At 56.0% G+C, this 17,797-nt stretch carries 17 protein-coding genes; 5 read left to right on the forward strand and 12 right to left on the reverse strand.

Annotation, left to right across the window (positions count from 1 at the left end; translation table 11 throughout):
- Positions 1-117 precede the first annotated feature (117 nt).
- A complete protein-coding gene (locus HKD42_RS11245; RefSeq protein ID WP_170013389.1) occupies positions 118-894 on the forward strand; it encodes a head GIN domain-containing protein in 777 nt (258 codons plus the stop codon).
- Between the two features lie 54 nt (positions 895-948).
- Positions 949-1,281, forward strand: a complete 333-nt coding sequence (locus HKD42_RS11250; RefSeq protein WP_170013391.1) for a hypothetical protein — start codon at positions 949-951, stop codon at positions 1,279-1,281.
- Positions 1,282-1,289: 8 nt separating this feature from the next.
- On the opposite strand, the gene HKD42_RS11255 is transcribed toward HKD42_RS11250, so the two are convergent.
- The gene (locus tag HKD42_RS11255; protein WP_170013393.1) at positions 1,290-2,243 is read right to left on the reverse strand and encodes an L-threonylcarbamoyladenylate synthase; all 954 of its coding nucleotides are present in this window, start codon (positions 2,241-2,243) and stop codon (positions 1,290-1,292) included.
- An 86-nt stretch (positions 2,244-2,329) separates the two neighbouring features.
- Between HKD42_RS11255 and HKD42_RS11260 the strand changes: the two genes are divergently transcribed.
- Entirely contained in the window at positions 2,330-4,072 is a 1,743-nt protein-coding gene (locus HKD42_RS11260) for an acyl-CoA dehydrogenase family protein (RefSeq protein WP_170013395.1), read from the forward strand.
- A 19-nt stretch (positions 4,073-4,091) separates the two neighbouring features.
- Here HKD42_RS11260 and HKD42_RS11265 read toward each other — a convergent pair whose 3' ends face one another.
- Positions 4,092-5,555: a PQQ-dependent sugar dehydrogenase gene (locus HKD42_RS11265; RefSeq protein ID WP_170013397.1), complete on the reverse strand. Its 1,464-nt coding sequence runs from the start codon at positions 5,553-5,555 to the stop codon at positions 4,092-4,094.
- 61 nt (positions 5,556-5,616) lie between these two features.
- On the opposite strand from HKD42_RS11265, the gene HKD42_RS11270 reads away from it, so the two are divergent.
- Both HKD42_RS11270 and HKD42_RS11275 read left to right on the forward strand, forming a co-directional pair.
- Positions 5,617-6,099, forward strand: a complete 483-nt coding sequence (locus HKD42_RS11270; RefSeq protein ID WP_170013399.1) for a GAF domain-containing protein — start codon at positions 5,617-5,619, stop codon at positions 6,097-6,099.
- 151 nt (positions 6,100-6,250) lie between these two features.
- Positions 6,251-7,210, forward strand: coding sequence for a glycine zipper 2TM domain-containing protein (locus tag HKD42_RS11275; protein WP_246236989.1), 960 nt, complete (start codon positions 6,251-6,253; stop codon positions 7,208-7,210).
- A 142-nt stretch (positions 7,211-7,352) separates the two neighbouring features.
- Here the strand turns inward: HKD42_RS11275 and HKD42_RS11280 are convergent, their stop codons facing one another.
- The 10 genes from HKD42_RS11280 to HKD42_RS11325 all read right to left on the reverse strand — a co-directional run bounded on the left by HKD42_RS11280 (position 7,353) and on the right by HKD42_RS11325 (position 17,741).
- Positions 7,353-9,794 carry a fimbria/pilus outer membrane usher protein gene (locus tag HKD42_RS11280; protein ID WP_170013401.1) on the reverse strand — a complete coding sequence of 814 codons (2,442 nt, stop codon included), beginning with the start codon at positions 9,792-9,794 and terminating at the stop codon, positions 7,353-7,355.
- The gene (locus HKD42_RS11285; RefSeq protein ID WP_211483581.1) at positions 9,751-10,506 is read right to left on the reverse strand and encodes a fimbrial biogenesis chaperone; all 756 of its coding nucleotides are present in this window, start codon (positions 10,504-10,506) and stop codon (positions 9,751-9,753) included. Before HKD42_RS11285 ends, HKD42_RS11280 begins: the two co-directional genes overlap by 44 nt.
- A gap of 12 nt (positions 10,507-10,518) precedes the next feature.
- The gene (locus tag HKD42_RS11290; RefSeq protein ID WP_170013405.1) at positions 10,519-11,004 is read right to left on the reverse strand and encodes a Csu type fimbrial protein; all 486 of its coding nucleotides are present in this window, start codon (positions 11,002-11,004) and stop codon (positions 10,519-10,521) included.
- Positions 11,005-11,234: 230 nt separating this feature from the next.
- A complete protein-coding gene (locus tag HKD42_RS11295; protein WP_170013407.1) occupies positions 11,235-11,741 on the reverse strand; it encodes a Csu type fimbrial protein in 507 nt (168 codons plus the stop codon).
- Between the two features lie 94 nt (positions 11,742-11,835).
- Entirely contained in the window at positions 11,836-12,828 is a 993-nt protein-coding gene (locus HKD42_RS11300; RefSeq protein ID WP_170013409.1) for a ParB/RepB/Spo0J family partition protein, read from the reverse strand.
- The gene (locus tag HKD42_RS11305; protein ID WP_170013411.1) at positions 12,825-13,601 is read right to left on the reverse strand and encodes a ParA family protein; all 777 of its coding nucleotides are present in this window, start codon (positions 13,599-13,601) and stop codon (positions 12,825-12,827) included. Before HKD42_RS11305 ends, HKD42_RS11300 begins: the two co-directional genes overlap by 4 nt.
- Positions 13,598-14,245 (reverse strand): 16S rRNA (guanine(527)-N(7))-methyltransferase RsmG, encoded by a 648-nt coding sequence (gene rsmG / locus HKD42_RS11310; protein WP_170013413.1) that lies wholly within the window; start codon positions 14,243-14,245, stop codon positions 13,598-13,600. The genes HKD42_RS11305 and rsmG overlap by 4 nt, the downstream gene beginning before the upstream one ends.
- Entirely contained in the window at positions 14,242-16,098 is a 1,857-nt protein-coding gene (gene mnmG / locus HKD42_RS11315) for a tRNA uridine-5-carboxymethylaminomethyl(34) synthesis enzyme MnmG (protein WP_170013415.1), read from the reverse strand. The genes rsmG and mnmG overlap by 4 nt, the downstream gene beginning before the upstream one ends.
- Positions 16,099-16,186: 88 nt before the next feature.
- Positions 16,187-17,464: a tRNA uridine-5-carboxymethylaminomethyl(34) synthesis GTPase MnmE gene (gene mnmE, locus HKD42_RS11320; RefSeq protein WP_343042350.1), complete on the reverse strand. Its 1,278-nt coding sequence runs from the start codon at positions 17,462-17,464 to the stop codon at positions 16,187-16,189.
- Between the two features lie 16 nt (positions 17,465-17,480).
- Positions 17,481-17,741 (reverse strand): DUF6489 family protein, encoded by a 261-nt coding sequence (locus HKD42_RS11325; RefSeq protein ID WP_170013418.1) that lies wholly within the window; start codon positions 17,739-17,741, stop codon positions 17,481-17,483.
- Between the last annotated feature and the right edge of the window lie 56 nt (positions 17,742-17,797).

The following is a 17,797-nucleotide window of genomic DNA, read 5'->3' on the forward strand; positions in this document are numbered from 1 at the left end:
ACAGATCACCAATTGTATTCGATCAGGGTCGTCCAAACGGGCGGCCCTTTTCATTTGTCTACCTTGTTTTGCGGCGCCCAGTGTATTACCTATGCAATACAGATAGGGAGTGCTATTATGCAAAACAGATTTTTCAAAGCCGCCGGGTCCATCGCCGTTATCGCGTTAGCCGTCACAGCCGCTGGCTGCTCGATGGACATGGATATCGGAAGTTCCGATGGTGTGCCTTTGGCAGAGCTTGATCAATCGGGCGACGCACCCACCGAATTGGCTTTGGCCAGCGGCGATACCGTCATCATCACCACCGGCGAAACATTGTCGATTGACGTGGAGGGCGATGCAGAAGACGTCGCTAAAATGCGTTTCTCATTGGAAGGCGGAATGCTGGGTATCGCCCGTGAAAGCGGCAATTGGTCAGGCGGCACCGCCACCACTGTACGAGTCACCATGCCCGCACCGACCGAGATTGATATGGCTGGCTCCGGCAATATTACCTCCGATGCTTTGGCGGCGGCGGCCGAGATCAACATCGCCGGATCGGGCGACGTAGAGGTTTCGGGGATTGATTCACAACGGCTTGAAATATCAATCGCGGGCAGCGGCGGCTTTGCGGGTACAGGTGAAACGGATGTTCTTGAAGTTGCCTTGATGGGCTCCGGCAGCGCCAACATGCCGGCTTTGAAAGCAGACAATGCGGATATCTCAATCGCCGGATCAGGCAGCGCCAATTTTGCCTCCGACGGAACTGTTGAAGCGAGCATTGCTGGCAGTGGAAGCGTGAATGTTACCGGCAATGCGAGTTGTAATCTCAACGCAATGGGCTCCGGCTCTCTCAACTGCAAGCCTGGCACCAGCGCTCCATCGGATGACGGCACATCAGCGGATTCCGAATAAATCGGGCACATCCGCCCAAAATATGGTAATGCCGCGCGTAGAAGGAATACTTCCATGCGCGGCATTTTTACGATTCCCCTTACGCTAGCCACTTTGGCTCTCTCAGGCTGTATCGCCAAAACAGCACTGGACGTGGCCACTTTGCCCGTCCGGGCTGCAAGCTCTGCAGTTGATCTGGCCACGACAAGCCAGTCTGAAAAAGACGAGAAACGCGGCCGGGAACTTCGTGAGGCGGAAAAGGAAATCGGTAAATTAGAACGCCGCTATAGCGATGAGCGGGAAGATTGCATGGATGGGGACAAAAACGCCTGCCTTGATGCTAGGGCGACCTACCAAGAAATTCAGGCGCTGCTTGGGCGTATGCCGCCGCCGCCGCCCAACCGCTAAACCCAAAATTAAGCGGCCGCCCTTCGCAGCCGGTCATTGATTGCCACGCCCACCCCTTCGGCAGGTATTGAAGCAATAGCGATCTTTGGCTGAACTGCCTGAGCAGCTTCGTGTAAGCACGCATAGAGCCGGGCAGCTGCTTCGCCCAAATCACCTTTGGCCGAAAGAGTGCAATCACTGGCAACCGGACCAAATCCGATCAAGAACTCATCGCTCTTACCCGCCGTCGCACCCATTCGGATCGGTTTTCCCGGCGAATAATGACGCTTCAATTGGCCCGGTGCTTCGATACCTTCCTTTGCTGGGGCCGGCCGCATAGGCGCGCCATGGAAGTGTTGATGCAACAAATCCAAATCAACCGGTCCGGGGCGCAATTCTTCCCAAGTGCCGTCTTGGCGGATGGCCAATATACTCGATTCCAAGCCTTTCTTACACTCCCCGCCATCAAGAATGAGATCAATTCTACCATCCAGCGTTGCAGCCACATGATCTGCCGTTGTCGGACTGATCGTGTTGCTGCGATTGGCCGATGGCGCAGCAAGGGCCGTTCCCGCTTCTTCGATGACGGCTTTCATCACCGGATGGTCCGGCATCCGAAGGGCAATTGTACTCAGCCCGGCAGAAACACTGTCCGCCAAAGGTGCATCGCTTCGCTTGGGCAGAACCAATGTCACTGCGCCCGGCCAGACTGTCGCCGCGACCCGCCGCGCCTCTTGCGAAAACTCGGCCAACGCCTCGGCTTGTTCCATCTGCGCGACATGGACAATCAGGGGGTTCAACCCGGGGCGCCCCTTGGCAGCATATATCTTGGCCACTGCCAGATCACTGTCAGCGCGCGCTGCAAGGCCGTAAACCGTCTCTGTCGGAACAGCGACAATCCCCTCATTTCGCAGAATTTCGGCCGCGCGGGATATTCCCGGCGGGTCTGCGCGTAGTGATTCCGTAGCGTTCTTGTCGCTCATGCCGCCGCGCTATAGATGGGGACGACAAATGCCAAGAGAGTCGCAGCTATAATGCCGTGACAATAACCGCCAAGAGGTTCGCAAGAATGACGCCCTTCACCGCCCCCACCCAAGATCAATTGCTCGCGATCAAAGTCAATGCAGGGATCGAAGAACTCGCCCAGAGCGAGACATTCGCCGCTGCGGAGGCTGATATGGTGGAGGCAATTGTCGAAGGCGTTGGCGCATTTGCCGCTGGCGAGTTTGCCCCCCTCAACCGTATCGGTGATCTGGAAGGCGCACAGCTAGAGAACGGTGTAGTGCGTTTGCCAGACGGTTTTGAAGCGGCGTATGACCAATATGTGGCGCAGGGGTGGAACTCGATTGCATCCCCCACCGAATTTGGCGGGCAGGGGCTGCCCTTTACACTGGCCTGCAACGTCATCGAAAACCTTGGCGCGGCCAATATGGCATTTACCTTGCTGCCGATGTTGTCGGTCGGTGCCATTGAAGCCATCGAACACCACGGCAGCGAAGCGCAAAAGGCAATGTATATGCCGCAATTGGTCAGCGGCGAATGGTCTGGCACGATGAATCTGACAGAGCCGCAAGCTGGCAGCGATGTGGGCGCCCTGCGATCCACTGCTGAACTGATTGAATCCGGTGAACATGCCGGCAAATACAAAATCCAGGGGCAGAAAATCTATATCACTTGGGGTGAGCATGATTTGGCCAAGAACATCATCCATTTGGTTCTGGCCCGCCTGCCCGGTGCGCCCGAGGGTAGCCGCGGCATTTCGCTGTTTGTAGTGCCAAAGTACCACGTGAACGCCGACGGTTCGCTTGGAGCCAGAAACGATCTGCGCTGTGTCAGTATCGAACATAAGCTGGGCATCAATGCCTCGCCCACATGCGTGATGAGCTATGGCGACAATGGCGAATGCATTGGCGAGCTGATCGGCGCAGAAAACCGCGGTCTGGCGGCGATGTTTACAATGATGAATAATGCCCGGATCAATGTCGGCAGCCAAGGCGTCCAAATCGCCGAGCGGGCTCTGCAACAAGCGATATATTATGCGAATGACCGGGTGCAGTCAGCGCGCGCCGGTGCGGCTGATCGTGAACCGGTAGCAATCGTGGAGCATCCGGATGTGCGGCGGATGTTGCTGCGAATGAAATCACTCACCGAAGCGACGCGCGCCTTGCTATATTACACAGCCGGCCAGACCGATCGCGGTACTTTGGGTGACAAAGACGCGGGAATGCGCGGTGATATTCTGGTCCCCATGATCAAAGCCTGGGGAACTGATACGGGTATTGATGTCGCCAGCATCGGTATTCAGATCCATGGCGGAATGGGCTTTGTCGAAGAAACCGGCGCAGCACAGCATTACCGCGATGCCCGCATCGCCCCGATTTATGAAGGCACAAACGGCATTCAGGCGGCAGATTTGGTCACGCGCAAACTCGGCTTGGAAAATGGTGCAGCCTATGCAGCACTGATGGCTGATATTGTGTGTGATGCGGCGGATGAACCCGCTTTGGCTGACTTGGCCAAGACATGCGCGCACATCGCGGAATGGATGCGTGACACAGCGTCTCTCGATGACAAACTCGCCGGCAGCGTGCCGTTTTGCACCATGTCAGCCATTGCTGTCGCCGGTTGGCAAATGCTGTTGCAGAAACAGGCAGTCGATAACGGCAGCAGCCCGGCACTCGCCGCCATCAAGCCGGTAACAACGCGCTATTTCCTTGACCATGTGGTGCCAGAAGCGGCCGGGCTAAAGGCATCGGCCACGCATGGCGCGGCGCTGCTGTACGCGCTGAGCGCTGAACAACTGGCGGGTTAAAACATGGTCTTGATGCCGCTTAGTTCAGCGGCATCGGCACTTCGCGCGCAAATTCCTCGGTAAAGCTGGCGCGCGGATCACCGCGCAATTCGCGTTGAGGCGGGAGTGATTTGCCAGTGAGCTCTGCAATGGCCGCCCCTGGTTCGGCGCCGGGAGCTTCTACCCGCCAGATAATACCGGCCGTATCGTCGCTAATCAGCAGAGCGCCATCGCCAGCCCATTCCGCCCATGTAGGGCGGCCGCGGGTGGTACCCTCTCCGGTCAAAAAGTCGGTCAGTACCGGCACTGGCTTCCCAACCGGGTTGCCCAGATCATCAAATGCAACATAGACCACATCATAGCCCGATGCGGGTTTGCGATTCCATGATCCGTGCTGGGCGATAAATGCGCCCTGGGCAAATCCATCGCCCATCCGGTGACCGCCCTTGGTAAATACCATGCCAAGCGCCGCAACGTGCGGACCAACGGCGTAAACCGGCTTCCGCGCATATTCCATCAGATAGGCTGGCATCGGGGCCTTAACACGGTCATCAATATTGCTCCGGTAATAGAGCCACGGCCAACCATATTGCGCGCCCAATGGGACATTGGTCAGATAATCAGGCACCAGATCAGAACCGAGCATATCGCGCTCGTTCACAGTGGCCCAAAGCTCTCCCGTCCACGGGCTCCAATCCAATCCGTTAGGGTTGCGTAGGCCCGTCGCAAAGATCCGCGATCTTGCTGTTTCGAGAGAATATTCCCAAATCGCAGCGCGACCTTCTTCGATCTCCATGCCATTTTCGCCGATATTGGAGACAGACCCGACAGCGATATACAGCTCGGTCGCTTCAGGATTTAGCTCGATATTGCGCATCCAATGTCCGCCACCCGGCGGCAGATCCATCAGTTTGGTCGGCTCTGCGTCCACCGACATTTGCCCCAATGTATAGGGAAATGATAAAACTGCGTTGTGATTGGCGATGTATAATGTGTCGTTGGCCCAAGCGATACCAGAAGGGGAGTCGAGGGCATCCGTGAGCACAACGCGCTCTTCTGCCGCCCCGTCTCCATCTGCATCGCGCAGCAAAACCAGCTGATTGGGGGATTCCCCTTTGGCACCCGCTTTTGTCATCAGCCAATCTGCTATCCAAGCCGTGATACCGCCCCCATCAGCAGAGGCCGGTGATCGCGTCAGTGTCACCAGCACATCGCCATTGGGTAAAGTATGCATCACACGCGGATGGTCCAAACCTTCTGCAAAGCGGGTGACGGCCAGCCCTTCTGCAGCGGTGGGCTTTTCACCATCGGCCCAGCCGACCGGCTCCGCGATATTAACAGTGGGCACTGCCTCGGCATTGGGTTCCTGCAATACCGGATCAGTTCCGGTTACTTCTGCAACCGACAAATCAGCCGTATCGCCGCGGGACAACCAGTAAAACGCCAAAGCCAGCAGAATGAGGATGGCCAGGACGGACAGGAGAATTTTGCGTGTTTTTGTCATAGTCCGTAGAATAGGCCGTGTCTGGCCTTGCGGCAATCCCGCATGGTACTAGATGGGTCATATGTTTGATTTCACCGCAGATCCCGATCTTCCCAAGCCGGAACGGTACCGCCAACTGGCCGATGCCGCCGAGGCGCTTATCTCTGGTGAAAATGATGTGGTGGCCAATATGGCCAATGTCGCAGCGTTGATGGCTGAGTTTATACCTGGTCTGAACTGGGCCGGCTTCTATCGATTGGTAGAAGGCGAGTTGGTGCTGGGCCCTTTCATCGGACGGCCCGCCTGTATTCGCATTCCCTTGGATCAAGGCGTCTGCGGCGCAGCGGCCAAGAGCGGACAAACACAATTGGTGGCAGATGTTCACGAGTTTCCCGGACACATCGCCTGTGATGCAGTAAGCGCCTCCGAATTGGTGGTACCCGTCTACCGGGACGCGGAGGTTTGCGCAGTGATTGATCTCGACAGCCCCACTAAGGGGTATTTTGATGCGGACGATGCAGCAGGCGTAGAATTGCTCGCCGCCCGCCTGTCTGGCTCTATCTAAAACCTATCCTGACAACTGTTTACGGCGGCGGAGATAATCGCCCCGAAACGGGACAGTGGCTGCTGAACCCTTCGGTTTCGGCCAGTCCCAGTGGTATACAACTCCTTAACGCCGGGAATCGACCGGTATTTAGCTTTTTAAGGGGATAGCCATGACGATCCGTCAGCTTGTTTCAATGTCCGTAGCTGCCAGCGCGATCGTGGCAGCATCACCAGCGGTTGCACAGCCGGAAATGACCTATGAAGAACGCGCATATGAATATGCACGCGCCGTTCCAGCCGCGCCAGCTGCACAGCAAATCATTTACCGCCAGCAGCCCGTTGTTCAGCCACTACCGGCCGTGCGCGACGAAGCGGCAGCCGGTGCGGACTATGTAGTGCGGGACGATTACCGCGCTCCTCAACCGGAATATCGTGTTGAAAGAGAAGTTGTCCGGCACACTGTTCCACAGCAAGCGGTTCCGCAGCAGGTTGTTTATACCCAAAACAGCGCCCAACCGGTCATCTATCCGCAACATGGCGGGCAGCAACCAGTGATCTATCAAGGGCATGCAGTTCCGCATCATGGACAGATCCAACGGCACCAGAATTTTGACCGTGACGCATGGCTCGATGAATGCCGCGACCGTGTTGGCCGCGGTCAACGGCGCGACGGCAATGGCAATGTCATCGGCGGACTCGTCGGTGCTGCTGCTGGCGGATTAATCGGCAACCGCATCGCCGGTCGCGGTGACCGTCTTGGCGGTACGTTGATCGGCGCTGGCGTCGGCGGCCTGGCAGGCCTGGCGATTGGTAGCGCAATTGATAGTGGCAATCGCGCGAGCCGCGATGAGGTATCTGATTACTGCGAGCAGTATTTGGCATATTATTCAAACGGTTACGGTCAACAAGGCCACTATTACGGTCATCAGCAAATGATGCTGGTACCGGTACTGATCCAGGTACCGCAGCGCGCCGTTACCCGTGAGATCGTGACTTACGAAACCGTTGAAGAGCATGTGACAACTTACGAGCATGTACCTGCCCAGCGCCACGTCGCCCCGCGTCCGACCAAACGGATCAAGGTAGCACCTCAGCCTACCAAGCGGACCCGGTACATTAAGGGCAACTGAGTCTCCCGGCCAAACGGCTGTGACTTACTAATCCTTCGCTGACGATAATGGTTAAAGTTGCGCCGCGCGACTTTAACCATTTGTCGTTGGAAGCCGGGGCTTTGATCATTAGGCCGTGCATTCCTCCAGTCTGTTCACCCGTTCATTCACCGGGCCCGGTTATCTCGGCCTGAGCCAAGTCCAAGCCTATACAGCTCGCGCGGCCCTCTGGAATATCAAAGCTCTCAATCTCTCCTATCGGGATCGACATGGAGCAAGGCGCACGCCCTGCCTGTGTAATCGTAAAGGTCTCATCGCCGGACAAGATATTGAAATCGAGCAGGCCGTCATAGCCTACCATATACTCTGTGCCTGAAGGCTGCGCGGTCAACTGTGTCCCCACTTCCAGCGGCCTGCCCAGCGCGTCGACCAGCTTGATCAACTGTGAACGATAGGCATCGACATCCAGCTTGACCGATGCGACACCCCCGCGCGAGACGACAACACGGCGATAGGTTGACCGGGCAATCGCATCAAACGGCAGCTTGTCCGGATCGATATCGAATTGGAGCGGAACCAACGGAGTGAGCGATTCTACCAGCAACCGTCCCTGACTATCGGTTACACCTGCTTCGCGATTTTCCCGCATCACAGTAATCCCTGGCACTTTGCCCGTTTCCACCAACGCATAGGAGCCGCCCGTTTGATTGCGTGCATAAAAGGTATTGCCCGCAAAGATCAGCGTACCGCGCGCATTGACCCGGCCGGCCAGTTGACCGCCATTATACTCCGCTTGCCCTTCTAAGCGGGTATGGCGGCTCCGCCACGCGGCATTGCCTGCGATACGTGACCGCTCCGAAGCCAACGCTTGTATGCCATAGCCTATTTCCCCAGCCTCTGTGTCAGGTCGGAAGAAGGCGGCTTGCGCACTGTTTCTACCGCCGCTGCGGGTAATACTGGCCTGAGCAGAACGTTTCTTACCCAGCTGGATACTTATCCCGGCCATAAAGGCGAGGTTGGACCGGTCGCTGCGCCGGTAAGACACATCGCTGTAGAAATCGATCGAGTCGTTAATGGATGTACGGAAATTCGCCCGCAAAACTTCTACTTTTCGGGTCTGCTGCGGAAAACGAGGGTCAAAATGACGTTTTTGACGGCTCGCCGCGAACTGGAACCGCATCGTATCGCGCAAATTGAAGTTGATTGAGGCATTGATCTGCTGAGCAGGGGTCGGATCACCCCCTTGAGCTGCCAAATCGCGATACCCTTTTGATGGTATCACCGCGTCGGCGCGGACAGAGAAGCGATCACCAACCGATTCGACTCCGGTTCTAAGCAAAAACCCGCTGTTTTGGGCTGTTTTGCTGTAACGAAGCTCAGAAAACACCAAAGCACGGTCGAAAACAGTCGTTTCAAACTGGGCCCCAAAGTTTTTGAGCCCAATACCCACTTCCCCAGAAACACCGAAGGAGAGACTTTTTGAAAAGCCTCTCCTCAGAAAGAACGTGCCCACAAGGTCACGATAGTCATTGCTTACTTGGCCAAATCGTCGCCTGACATAGCCGACATTGGCTGCCCCCTTCCATAGGCCGGGGGCTAGCAGATTTCTGGAAACATATATTCGCGCATTCTGCACGACCTCCCGCCCCAGCTCATCCTGGACAATGACGGAGACTTCCCCGCGCCCCGGACTAACCGGAATGTTTCGCACCTGAAATTCGCCCGCTTCCAACTCTGCGGAAGTAAAGCGCCTGTCATTGATAATAAGGTCCAAGCCTGTCGGCACGGCCACGCTGCCTTCAAATGCCGGCAGCGGGTTGGTGACCAGATCAGGCCTGAGGGCGAAATCGGTACCAAACTGCAATCCGCCGATTCGCAGCGGCCGTTGGCTTTGTGTGCCCGAAGTAATGGTGTCACCCCCGCGAACTACTAAGCCTTTTTCAGGCATCGCAAAGGTCACGGTGGTGTCGAGGCGGCGAATGTGGCTCTGCCCTGCCGCGGGTTGCGAGATATATTGAACAGATCCGCCCGCTTGGAAATTGCCATACACTACGCGGGGTGAAACCACCGCAGCGGCCTGCACGCCGTTCTTGTTTATTGTCGAACTGAGATCATAATTGATCAACATTGCCGGAAGTGGTGATCTATCACCGCCACCCGTCCGTTGGAAGCGCGCCAGATTGACATCATTAACGCCGTCTTTGTTGCGGAACAGCGTCACACTCAACCGCTGGCTAAGCTTATCGAATGACCAATCAGCGAGTTTCAGACTTTTGAGCGGAATAAGACCGGTTGCACCGACATCGAGTGGCAGGCTGGCCATTTCGGCCGATTTTGCGTCGATAGCCAGTTCACCATCGACATATGCCAATTCCACCATCCGGGCGAGCGAGCGACCATCGACTGCAATCGCGCTAAGGCCGGGGCCCTCCGCCTCGCCTGAACGAGCATCAGCGATCGTAATGTCTGTCGGTAGGGCAAACGGGTCCGCCGCTTGGGCATGAACCGGGGTTTGACCCGAAATCAGTACCGCAAACGCGAAAGAAAAGGGTGCGAGGCGTTTAGCCGCAGGTGTTGATAGCCTGCGCATTGACCTCTTCGTCATCAATTGACGCGGTTATGGTGATCGGGCCAGCAGAACAGGCGCCGGGAAACTCCCACACCTTCTCACTACCGCCGTGAACATAATAGAGGCCCGACGTATCGACGCCGAGCGGTTCGCCATTGGCTTTGGTTAGGCTCAAATTAACCATACGAGCTGTTTGCTGACCGGAATTTGTGGCGCGCAAACCCTCTGGCCCAATAGACCAGGCCATGTTTACGGGCGTGGCAGACGCCCGATCGAGGAACATGGGAATAGTGAACCGGATACGTGCCTGGGCTTCGCCCGAACGCATCAATTCAGGGTCGGGAAGCTGATCAATCGCAACGCGAAACCGGCGCTCACCTTCGGCGGGCTGGTCGCGGCGGACAACTCGGAATATCTGGGTTGCGCCTGGATCAATAGTAATGATCGACGGGGAAACCATAACGGCGTTGGAAGGGAAGTAGACGTCTTCGCCAGCTTCTTGTTTCCAGCCAAATGCTCGAACCTGAACGCCAATGGCGCGGCTCGATGGATTGAGAACGCGCAGGGTTTCTGCCCTTTGCTCCCCATCCATTTCGATGCGAAGCGGTGCCAATGAAACATTCGCTCTGCGATCATCAACGCTGGTCGCAGCGGATTGGTTATCTTGCGCCTGCGCTACTCCGCTCGAAAGCAGAACAAAAGCTGGCAAAAGGGCAATCTGGTGAAGTTTCATAGCACCGCTCATCATCTTATTTCTGGATTAGAAAGTAACTGTGACGACAACACTGTCGCTGTAGTTACCAGCAATCACGGCAGCAGCTGTGCTTGGAATACGGCCGTAAGCAGTCAGATCTTGCTGAGCGCCAGTGCCTGTAGCAGCTGCTGGAGTAGTCGCTGCATTCCATACAGTGGAACGTGCTGCGTCTGAGTAAACGTCATATGCGATGAACTGCGTAGCGTCGGTGGCGTGAGCCAAACGGCGTTGACCAGCATCATCGTTTGCGCCGTCATCCATGGAAACGACATAAGTCGCACCCAGAGTACAGGTGACGCCTACAGTAGATGACGAATCGATGTTACCTGTACCGAGTGTGGTCAGTGTACCGAATGCCATTGGTGTGGCGCTGACTGTGCAGCTGTTCAGAACGTTGGCAGTAACGTCCATTGTGGTGTCTTCGGTTGCTGCGATTGCAGGCGACGCCGAAAGAACAGCAGCACCCGCTGCCATCATTATAATTTTACGCATTATTTTAGTCTCCTAGCCCCTTGGTTTTAGTGGCAAGAGGGGAAATACGTATGGGCCGTATAGAAACGGTTAATTTTGGAGAGAAAGAGTCGGTATCGCTCCGACAGATGGATAAATAATGTAACGAAATTAAGATGTTAGATGATTAATTTGATGTTACATGTAAATTTAGAACAGGGTTTGGGCGGGGAGATCGCGCCCGCTAGACGGGCCGCTGGCTAAGCCTTGGCTCAGAACTCTACGGTGACGGTAACCGTGTCATAATAGGCGCCAGTGCGTGCCCCGGCGTTTGCGTTACGGATCTCGCCGTAAGCTGTATGCGAAATAAAGCCAGTGGCCCCACTATTTCCGCTAACGCGGCGATTGGCCGTGTTATCCCAACGCTGTGTTAGACCCGCATTGCTATAGATTCGGTAACGCAGATGGCGTCCATTGTCCGGATTACGCATTCGGCGGGTATTACCATTTGCATTCAAACCATTATCAATTGAAATTTCGTAATTGATGTTAGGATTACACAGCAATGAGATTTGCGCGGTCGTGGTCGGACGATTGACTTGCCCGGTAATCAACCCGAAATTCATCGGTGTGGCTGATATTGCACAGCCTTCGAGAATTGTCAGCTCTACAGGCCACGTAAATGTCTGGGTCTCTGCACGGACAGGCATGCTCGCGGCGAAGCTAGCAACGCCCAAGATAGCCGATACGGCAATAAGAGAGAATCTACGTGTAATCATAGTGATCCTCAGGCTGCATAGGCCGCCCGAGTTAACAATTGATTGTAAAAACGCGGTTGTCCCGATCGCGGACGGCAGACCTCAAAAAGCCGCGCTAAATATCTCCGCCGGTCAGGCGCTGGCAAACCAGATCCAGCTGATCCAGCGTTCTATAACGAATTGTCACCACACCGGATCGCGGATCACTGTCTGTTTTGATAGACACCGGCAGACCCAGAAACTCTTCCAGATGGGTTTGGACAGCCGCAATGTCTGCATCTTTTGCAGAATCACGCGAAGGGCGTGCTTGCCGCCGGCTTGTTTCCGCGGGTCCGCCGAATGATTTCACGAGCTTTTCAACATCGCGAACCGACATTTTCTTGGCGACAGCCTGCTTAGCCAGAGCAACGGCGTCCTCATGCCCGATCAAAGCCCGTGCGTGCCCCATGGACAGGCTTTCACCCTCAACCAGCGCCAATACCTCCTCAGGCAGGGCCAACAGCCGTTGGAGATTGGCGACATGGCTCCGCGATTTGTCGACCAGCTTGGCGATTTCACCCTGAGTCATGTGCTCTTGCTCAGCCAGACGGTGATAGGCCCTCGCCTCCTCGACCGGGTTCAGGTCTTCGCGCTGAATATTCTCGATCAGTGCAAGAGCCATCACTTCGAGATTATCGAGATCGCGAATAATTGCAGGGATCTGATGCAACTGCGCCTTTTGCGCGGCACGCCAGCGGCGTTCGCCCGCGACCAATTGATACCGGCCATTCGCAACGGGACGAACGATGATCGGTTGAATTACACCTCGCTGCGCAATCGATGCAGCCAGATCATCTAAAGCAGATTCGTCAAAATGAGTGCGCGGCTGCCCAGGAAGAGGCTCAATCGCAGCCACATCGATAGAGGCCAACCCACTGGCGGTTTTCGTAGTTGTTTGACCGGTATCGGTAGACTGCGCGGTCTCAGCCGCATTGTTTACCACCAAAGGTTCTTCTTTACGTGTTTCACCAAGAAGCGCCCCCAAACCCTTGCCCAGTTTGCGTTTCTTGTCTGGACCGACACGTGGCGGGACCGTCAATCGAATAGGATCGCTGGGGTCGTTGCTCATGCGGCTTTCCTTTTTTCTGGCAATCTACCGATTAGTTCACGCGCCAAAGCGATATAGGCTCTGCTGCCCGAGCAGCCGTGATCATACACTAACGCTGGCAATCCATGACTGGGTGCTTCGGATAAACGGACATTGCGCGGAATGACCGAATCGAACACCAGCCCTCCCAAACAATCGCGAACATCATCGGAAACCTGGTCTGTCAGGCGATTTCTGCGGTCAAACATCGTCAAAACCACGCCTACAATGCCCAGATCGGGGTTGAAACGCTGCTGAACGCGTTCGACGGTCTGCAATAATTGGCTCAACCCCTCCAACGCGAAGAACTCGCATTGAAGCGGGACCATCAGCGTGTCGGCCGCCCCAAGTGCGTTCAGCGTCAACAATCCAAGCGATGGCGGGCAATCAATAAAGCAAATGTCGTGACCGGCGTGATTCGCCAAAGCAGAACTCAGCCGCGCAGTGCGATCCTCAACCGAAACAAGCTCAACCTCTGCACCACTGAGATCAACAGTGGCCGGCACGATATCCAGCCCAGGGATATTTGTTTCTTGAATACAATCGGCCAATGGAGCTTCTTCAACCAGAATATCATAGGTTGAACGCTGACGATCATCAGCAGAAACCCCCATGCCCGTGGATGCGTTGCCCTGGGGGTCGAGATCAATCAGCAATGTTCGCCATCCCGTCGCAGCCATGGCGGTCGCGATATTAATAGCGGTCGTTGTTTTGCCTACACCGCCCTTTTGGTTAGCAATTGCAATGGTAATCATGTCGCTTTTCTAAGCCCCTTTGCCAACTTCCCAACCAAAATTCCCGCATCATCGTCGGTGACCGATTGTTCCACGTGGAACATTTGACGGACCTTTCTGGATGATTCTTCCAATTCTTGCGCCGCGGAACGCCCTTTCGGCAACACAAAGACAGTTTGCGCTGTGGAGAATCTTGCGGACAAGTCGAGGATAGATCGCAGCGGCGCGAAGGCCCGGGCGGAAATGACCGCGGCCGGGACAGTTTCTACATTCTCTAATCGTGTGCCAGCCACTTCGCACTTAAACAGGTCCAGCTCGTCGACCATGCGCTCCAACCAATCGATTCGCCGGCGCCGTGATTCGACCAGCATAACCGGGCGATCGGGCCGCATTATCGCTATCACCAGGCCGGGCAGCCCCGCCCCGGTTCCCAGATCCATCCACATACCTGTTTCACGTGAAACATGGGTTAGAAGCTGCGCGCTATCCGCCAAATGTCTTTGCCACGCGATTTCAAGCGTCGGCTTGGCGACGAGGTTTTGACGGGTATTCTCTTCACGCAACGCAGCTAGGAAGAGGTCGAGTTTCTCCACTGCCTCGGCGCTGGACAGGTTCTTAACAAATGACCGAGCGCTCTGTTCGTCGCGAACACGGGAAATATTCATGCGGCAATTTGCTCCAACCGGCGTGCATGGACCAGCAGAGCAGATAGTGCAGCCGGAGTGATACCAGCGACGCGCCCGGCCGCTGCCAGTGTAGCTGGCTTGGACTGGGACAGCCGCTCGACCATTTCATTCGACAAGCCAGGTACCGATGCAAATGGGAAGTCAGGTGCCAGGCACACGGCCTCGCTCGATCTCAGATTTCTCAACTCAGCCTCCTGGCGGGCCAGATAAGGCGCATAGGTTGCATCCTCTTGAAGCTCGCTTGCCAACTCGCTGTCAGGATCAAACCCGTCTGGCAGCCAGCGTGTCACCGCCGCCAGATCAACACCTTTGAAACGGAGCCATTCGCTCAAAGACCTTTTGCCACCATCGCGCTTCACTGGAAGCCCTGCGCTTTCCAATTCTGTCGCATTCACTTGCGCCGTGAATCCTTCGCGCCAATCGGAGAGCGTAGTTAAACGCCGTTCGAACCACTTTGCCCGCTCTTCACCAATACAGCCCAATTCCTTGGCCAGGGGTGTCAGCCGGGTTGTGGCATTATTTGCACGTAATCGCAGGCGGTATTCGGCGCGCGATGTCAGCATCCGATAGGGCTCTGTTACGCCGTGCAGCGTAAGATCATCCACCATCACGGCAATGTACGAGTTCGCTCTGTCGAGAGCGGGCGGATCGCGCTCCAGAACGGCAGCCGCAGCATGCATCCCGGCCACAAGGCCTTGGGCGGCCGCTTCTTCATATCCGGTAGTGCCATTAATCTGGCCCGCACAGTACAGCCCACCAATATCGCGCAGCTCCAACCCTGTCGTCAGAGCTCTCGGGTCAATATGATCATACTCGACCGCATAGCCTGGCACTGCCATTTCAACCTGTGACAGACCATCCATTGCACGCACCATGTCCAGCTGAACATCGACGGGTAATGACGTACTAATGCCGTTAGGATAGACCAAATGGGTATCGAGCCCCTCTGGCTCCAAGAAGATCTGGTGCCCGTCACGGTCGCCAAACCGGTGGATCTTGTCTTCAATGGACGGACAATAGCGCGGGCCCTGCGCATCAATCGCGCCTGAGAATAACGGCGACCGATGAAGATTAGCCCGGATAATATCGTGGCTACGCGCATTTGTGCGCGTAATTGCGCAAAAGATCTGCGGGTTGAGGCGAGCCGCGTTCATTGGCGACATTGTCCAATGCTCACTGTCAGACGACTGCTCCTCCAACACAGACCAATCAATGGTCCTGCCATCCAACCGTGGAGGTGTGCCGGTCTTCAGCCTCGCCATCGGCAAGTCGGCATCGCGCATTTGGTCTGCGAGCTTCTGCGCCGCATTCTCGCCAATCCGGCCACCCTCGAAACGTTCTTCTCCGCGAAACAAAGTGCCGCCTAGAAACGTCCCGGTACACAGGATAACATGGGGAGCCCCTAGGGCCGTGCCGTCAGCCAGATTGAGGCCTTCCACACGGCCACCCGCCAAACGCAAGCTAGCTGCCTCGCCTTCGATCAGAGTGAGATCACCCTGAGTTTTAAGTTGCGCTTGAACAGAAGCCTTGAACAGTTTGCGATCCGCCTGAACCCGCGGGCCCCAGACTGCACTGCCCTTAGAGCGGTTGAGCATGCGGTAATGGATGGCGCCAGCATCAGCCGCTCGGCCAATCAGCCCGTCAAACGCGTCAACTTCGCGCACCAAATGACCTTTGCCCAACCCACCAATCGCCGGGTTGCAGCTCATTGCACCAATGGCGTCGAGCTCAAAATTCACCAGACCGACACGCGCACCCATCCGCGCAGCCACCGCTGCAGCTTCAACACCCGCGTGTCCGCCGCCAATAACGAGAATATCGAACTTTTGCATAAGCCGGAGATAGGCAAGGTCATGCCCAGCGTCAAAGACAGATTACGGTGATCTCGGTCTCAAAATGAGAGTGTTTCACGTGAAACACCTACTTCCCGATACAAAACCGCCCGAAAAGCGCATCTAGCATGTCTTCGGTTGATGCTCGTCCGATCAACTTATCGAACGCCAAACGCACAACACGCAACTGCTCGCCGACCAATAGCGGGTCCTCGATTTGCTCGATGTCCTCACACGCATCGTAAGCCTCACCAATCAACGCGTGCTGCCGCGCGTTCAGCGCCACGTCTCCGGGTTTGGGCATCAATCCTTGCGCAAAATCGATCAGCCGCTCCAGCAAATCATCCATGCCCTCGCCTGTCTGCGCGGACAGCGATAATAATGCTGACTTTTTTGATCGCCGGTCTGCCACATCACATTGGGCATCAATTTCCCATGCTTCATCGGGGCCATCCCCTTCGGGGCCAAGCCAAAGAACCAGATCGGCAATATCTGTTTGTTGATGTGCCCGCTCTATACCGATTTGTTCGATAGCGTCCTCACTATCCAGACGGAGGCCCGCGGTATCGACAAATGTGAACGGGATACCCGCCAGAGCTACGGGTCTTTCCAAGACATCTCGAGTGGTTCCTGCGACCGGCGAAATAATTGCTGCATTATCGCGCAACAAGGCGTTGAACAGGGTCGATTTCCCGCTGTTGGGCGGCCCGGCGAGAACAACCCGGATACCATCTTTCAGCCTCTCTACCTTCGGGCGATCCAGCCAGGCTGATAACTCTTCCCGAAGGTTGCTCGCGTGATCGATGAATTCTTGCGGTAACGCAGCCACATCATCTTCGTCGGAAAAATCCAAAACCGCTTCGACATGCGCAGACAGCTGTAAAACCGTCTCGCGCCAAGTTGTCACTTGGGTGGAAAACGCCCCCCCGACCAAGGCCATCGCCGACCGGCGTTGCAGCTCGGTTTCTGCGCTAAGGAGGTCGGCGAGCCCTTCGGCCTCTGCCAAGTCCATTCGGCCATTGGCAAATGACCGCCGGGTAAACTCTCCTGGCTCGGCTTTCCGTAAACCCGGGCACAATGCCAGGGCCTCCTCGACAGCTGTGATAACCGCCCTACCCCCGTGCAAATGCAGTTCCGCTGTATCTTCGCCAGTTGCCGTTCGCGGGCCGGGCAACCATAGAACCAGCGCTTCGTCCAGAACCATGCCCGCGCTGTCCACCAAGCGGCGAACGCTTGCGCGACGCGGCTGTGGTAAGGCTCCGGATAGCTTTTCCAGTGCTGCGCCTGCAGACGGGCCGCTGACACGAATTACCGCTATGCCAGCCGGAGGTGCTCCGCTTGAAAGAGCGTAGATTGTATCCATCACGCCCTTCTGGGGTAAATTAGTCTGATTTGGTAGATTTGCCGGACGAAGTGGCAGCTGACGCCGCGCCCTCTACGAAGTTTTGGAATAGTTTGAAGCCAACTTGGCCCATCGGAGCCAATTGCTTGGCAAATTGCTGGAGTTGTTCAGGGTTACTAACGCCCTTCATCGCCTTTGTGACCGTCTCGACATAGACGTCGTTCGCTTTCCCGACATCTGGCAACCCCAAGAACGACCGTGCCTCCTCCGGTGAGCAATCGATTTCGACTTGGACTTTCATTGCGGCTCTCCCTGCGGCTAAACGATGCCATATCTTGCCTGCCATAATGATCATAT

Source organism: Pontixanthobacter rizhaonensis (assembly GCF_012972675.1).
GTDB classification, from domain to species: domain Bacteria; phylum Pseudomonadota; class Alphaproteobacteria; order Sphingomonadales; family Sphingomonadaceae; genus Pontixanthobacter; species Pontixanthobacter rizhaonensis.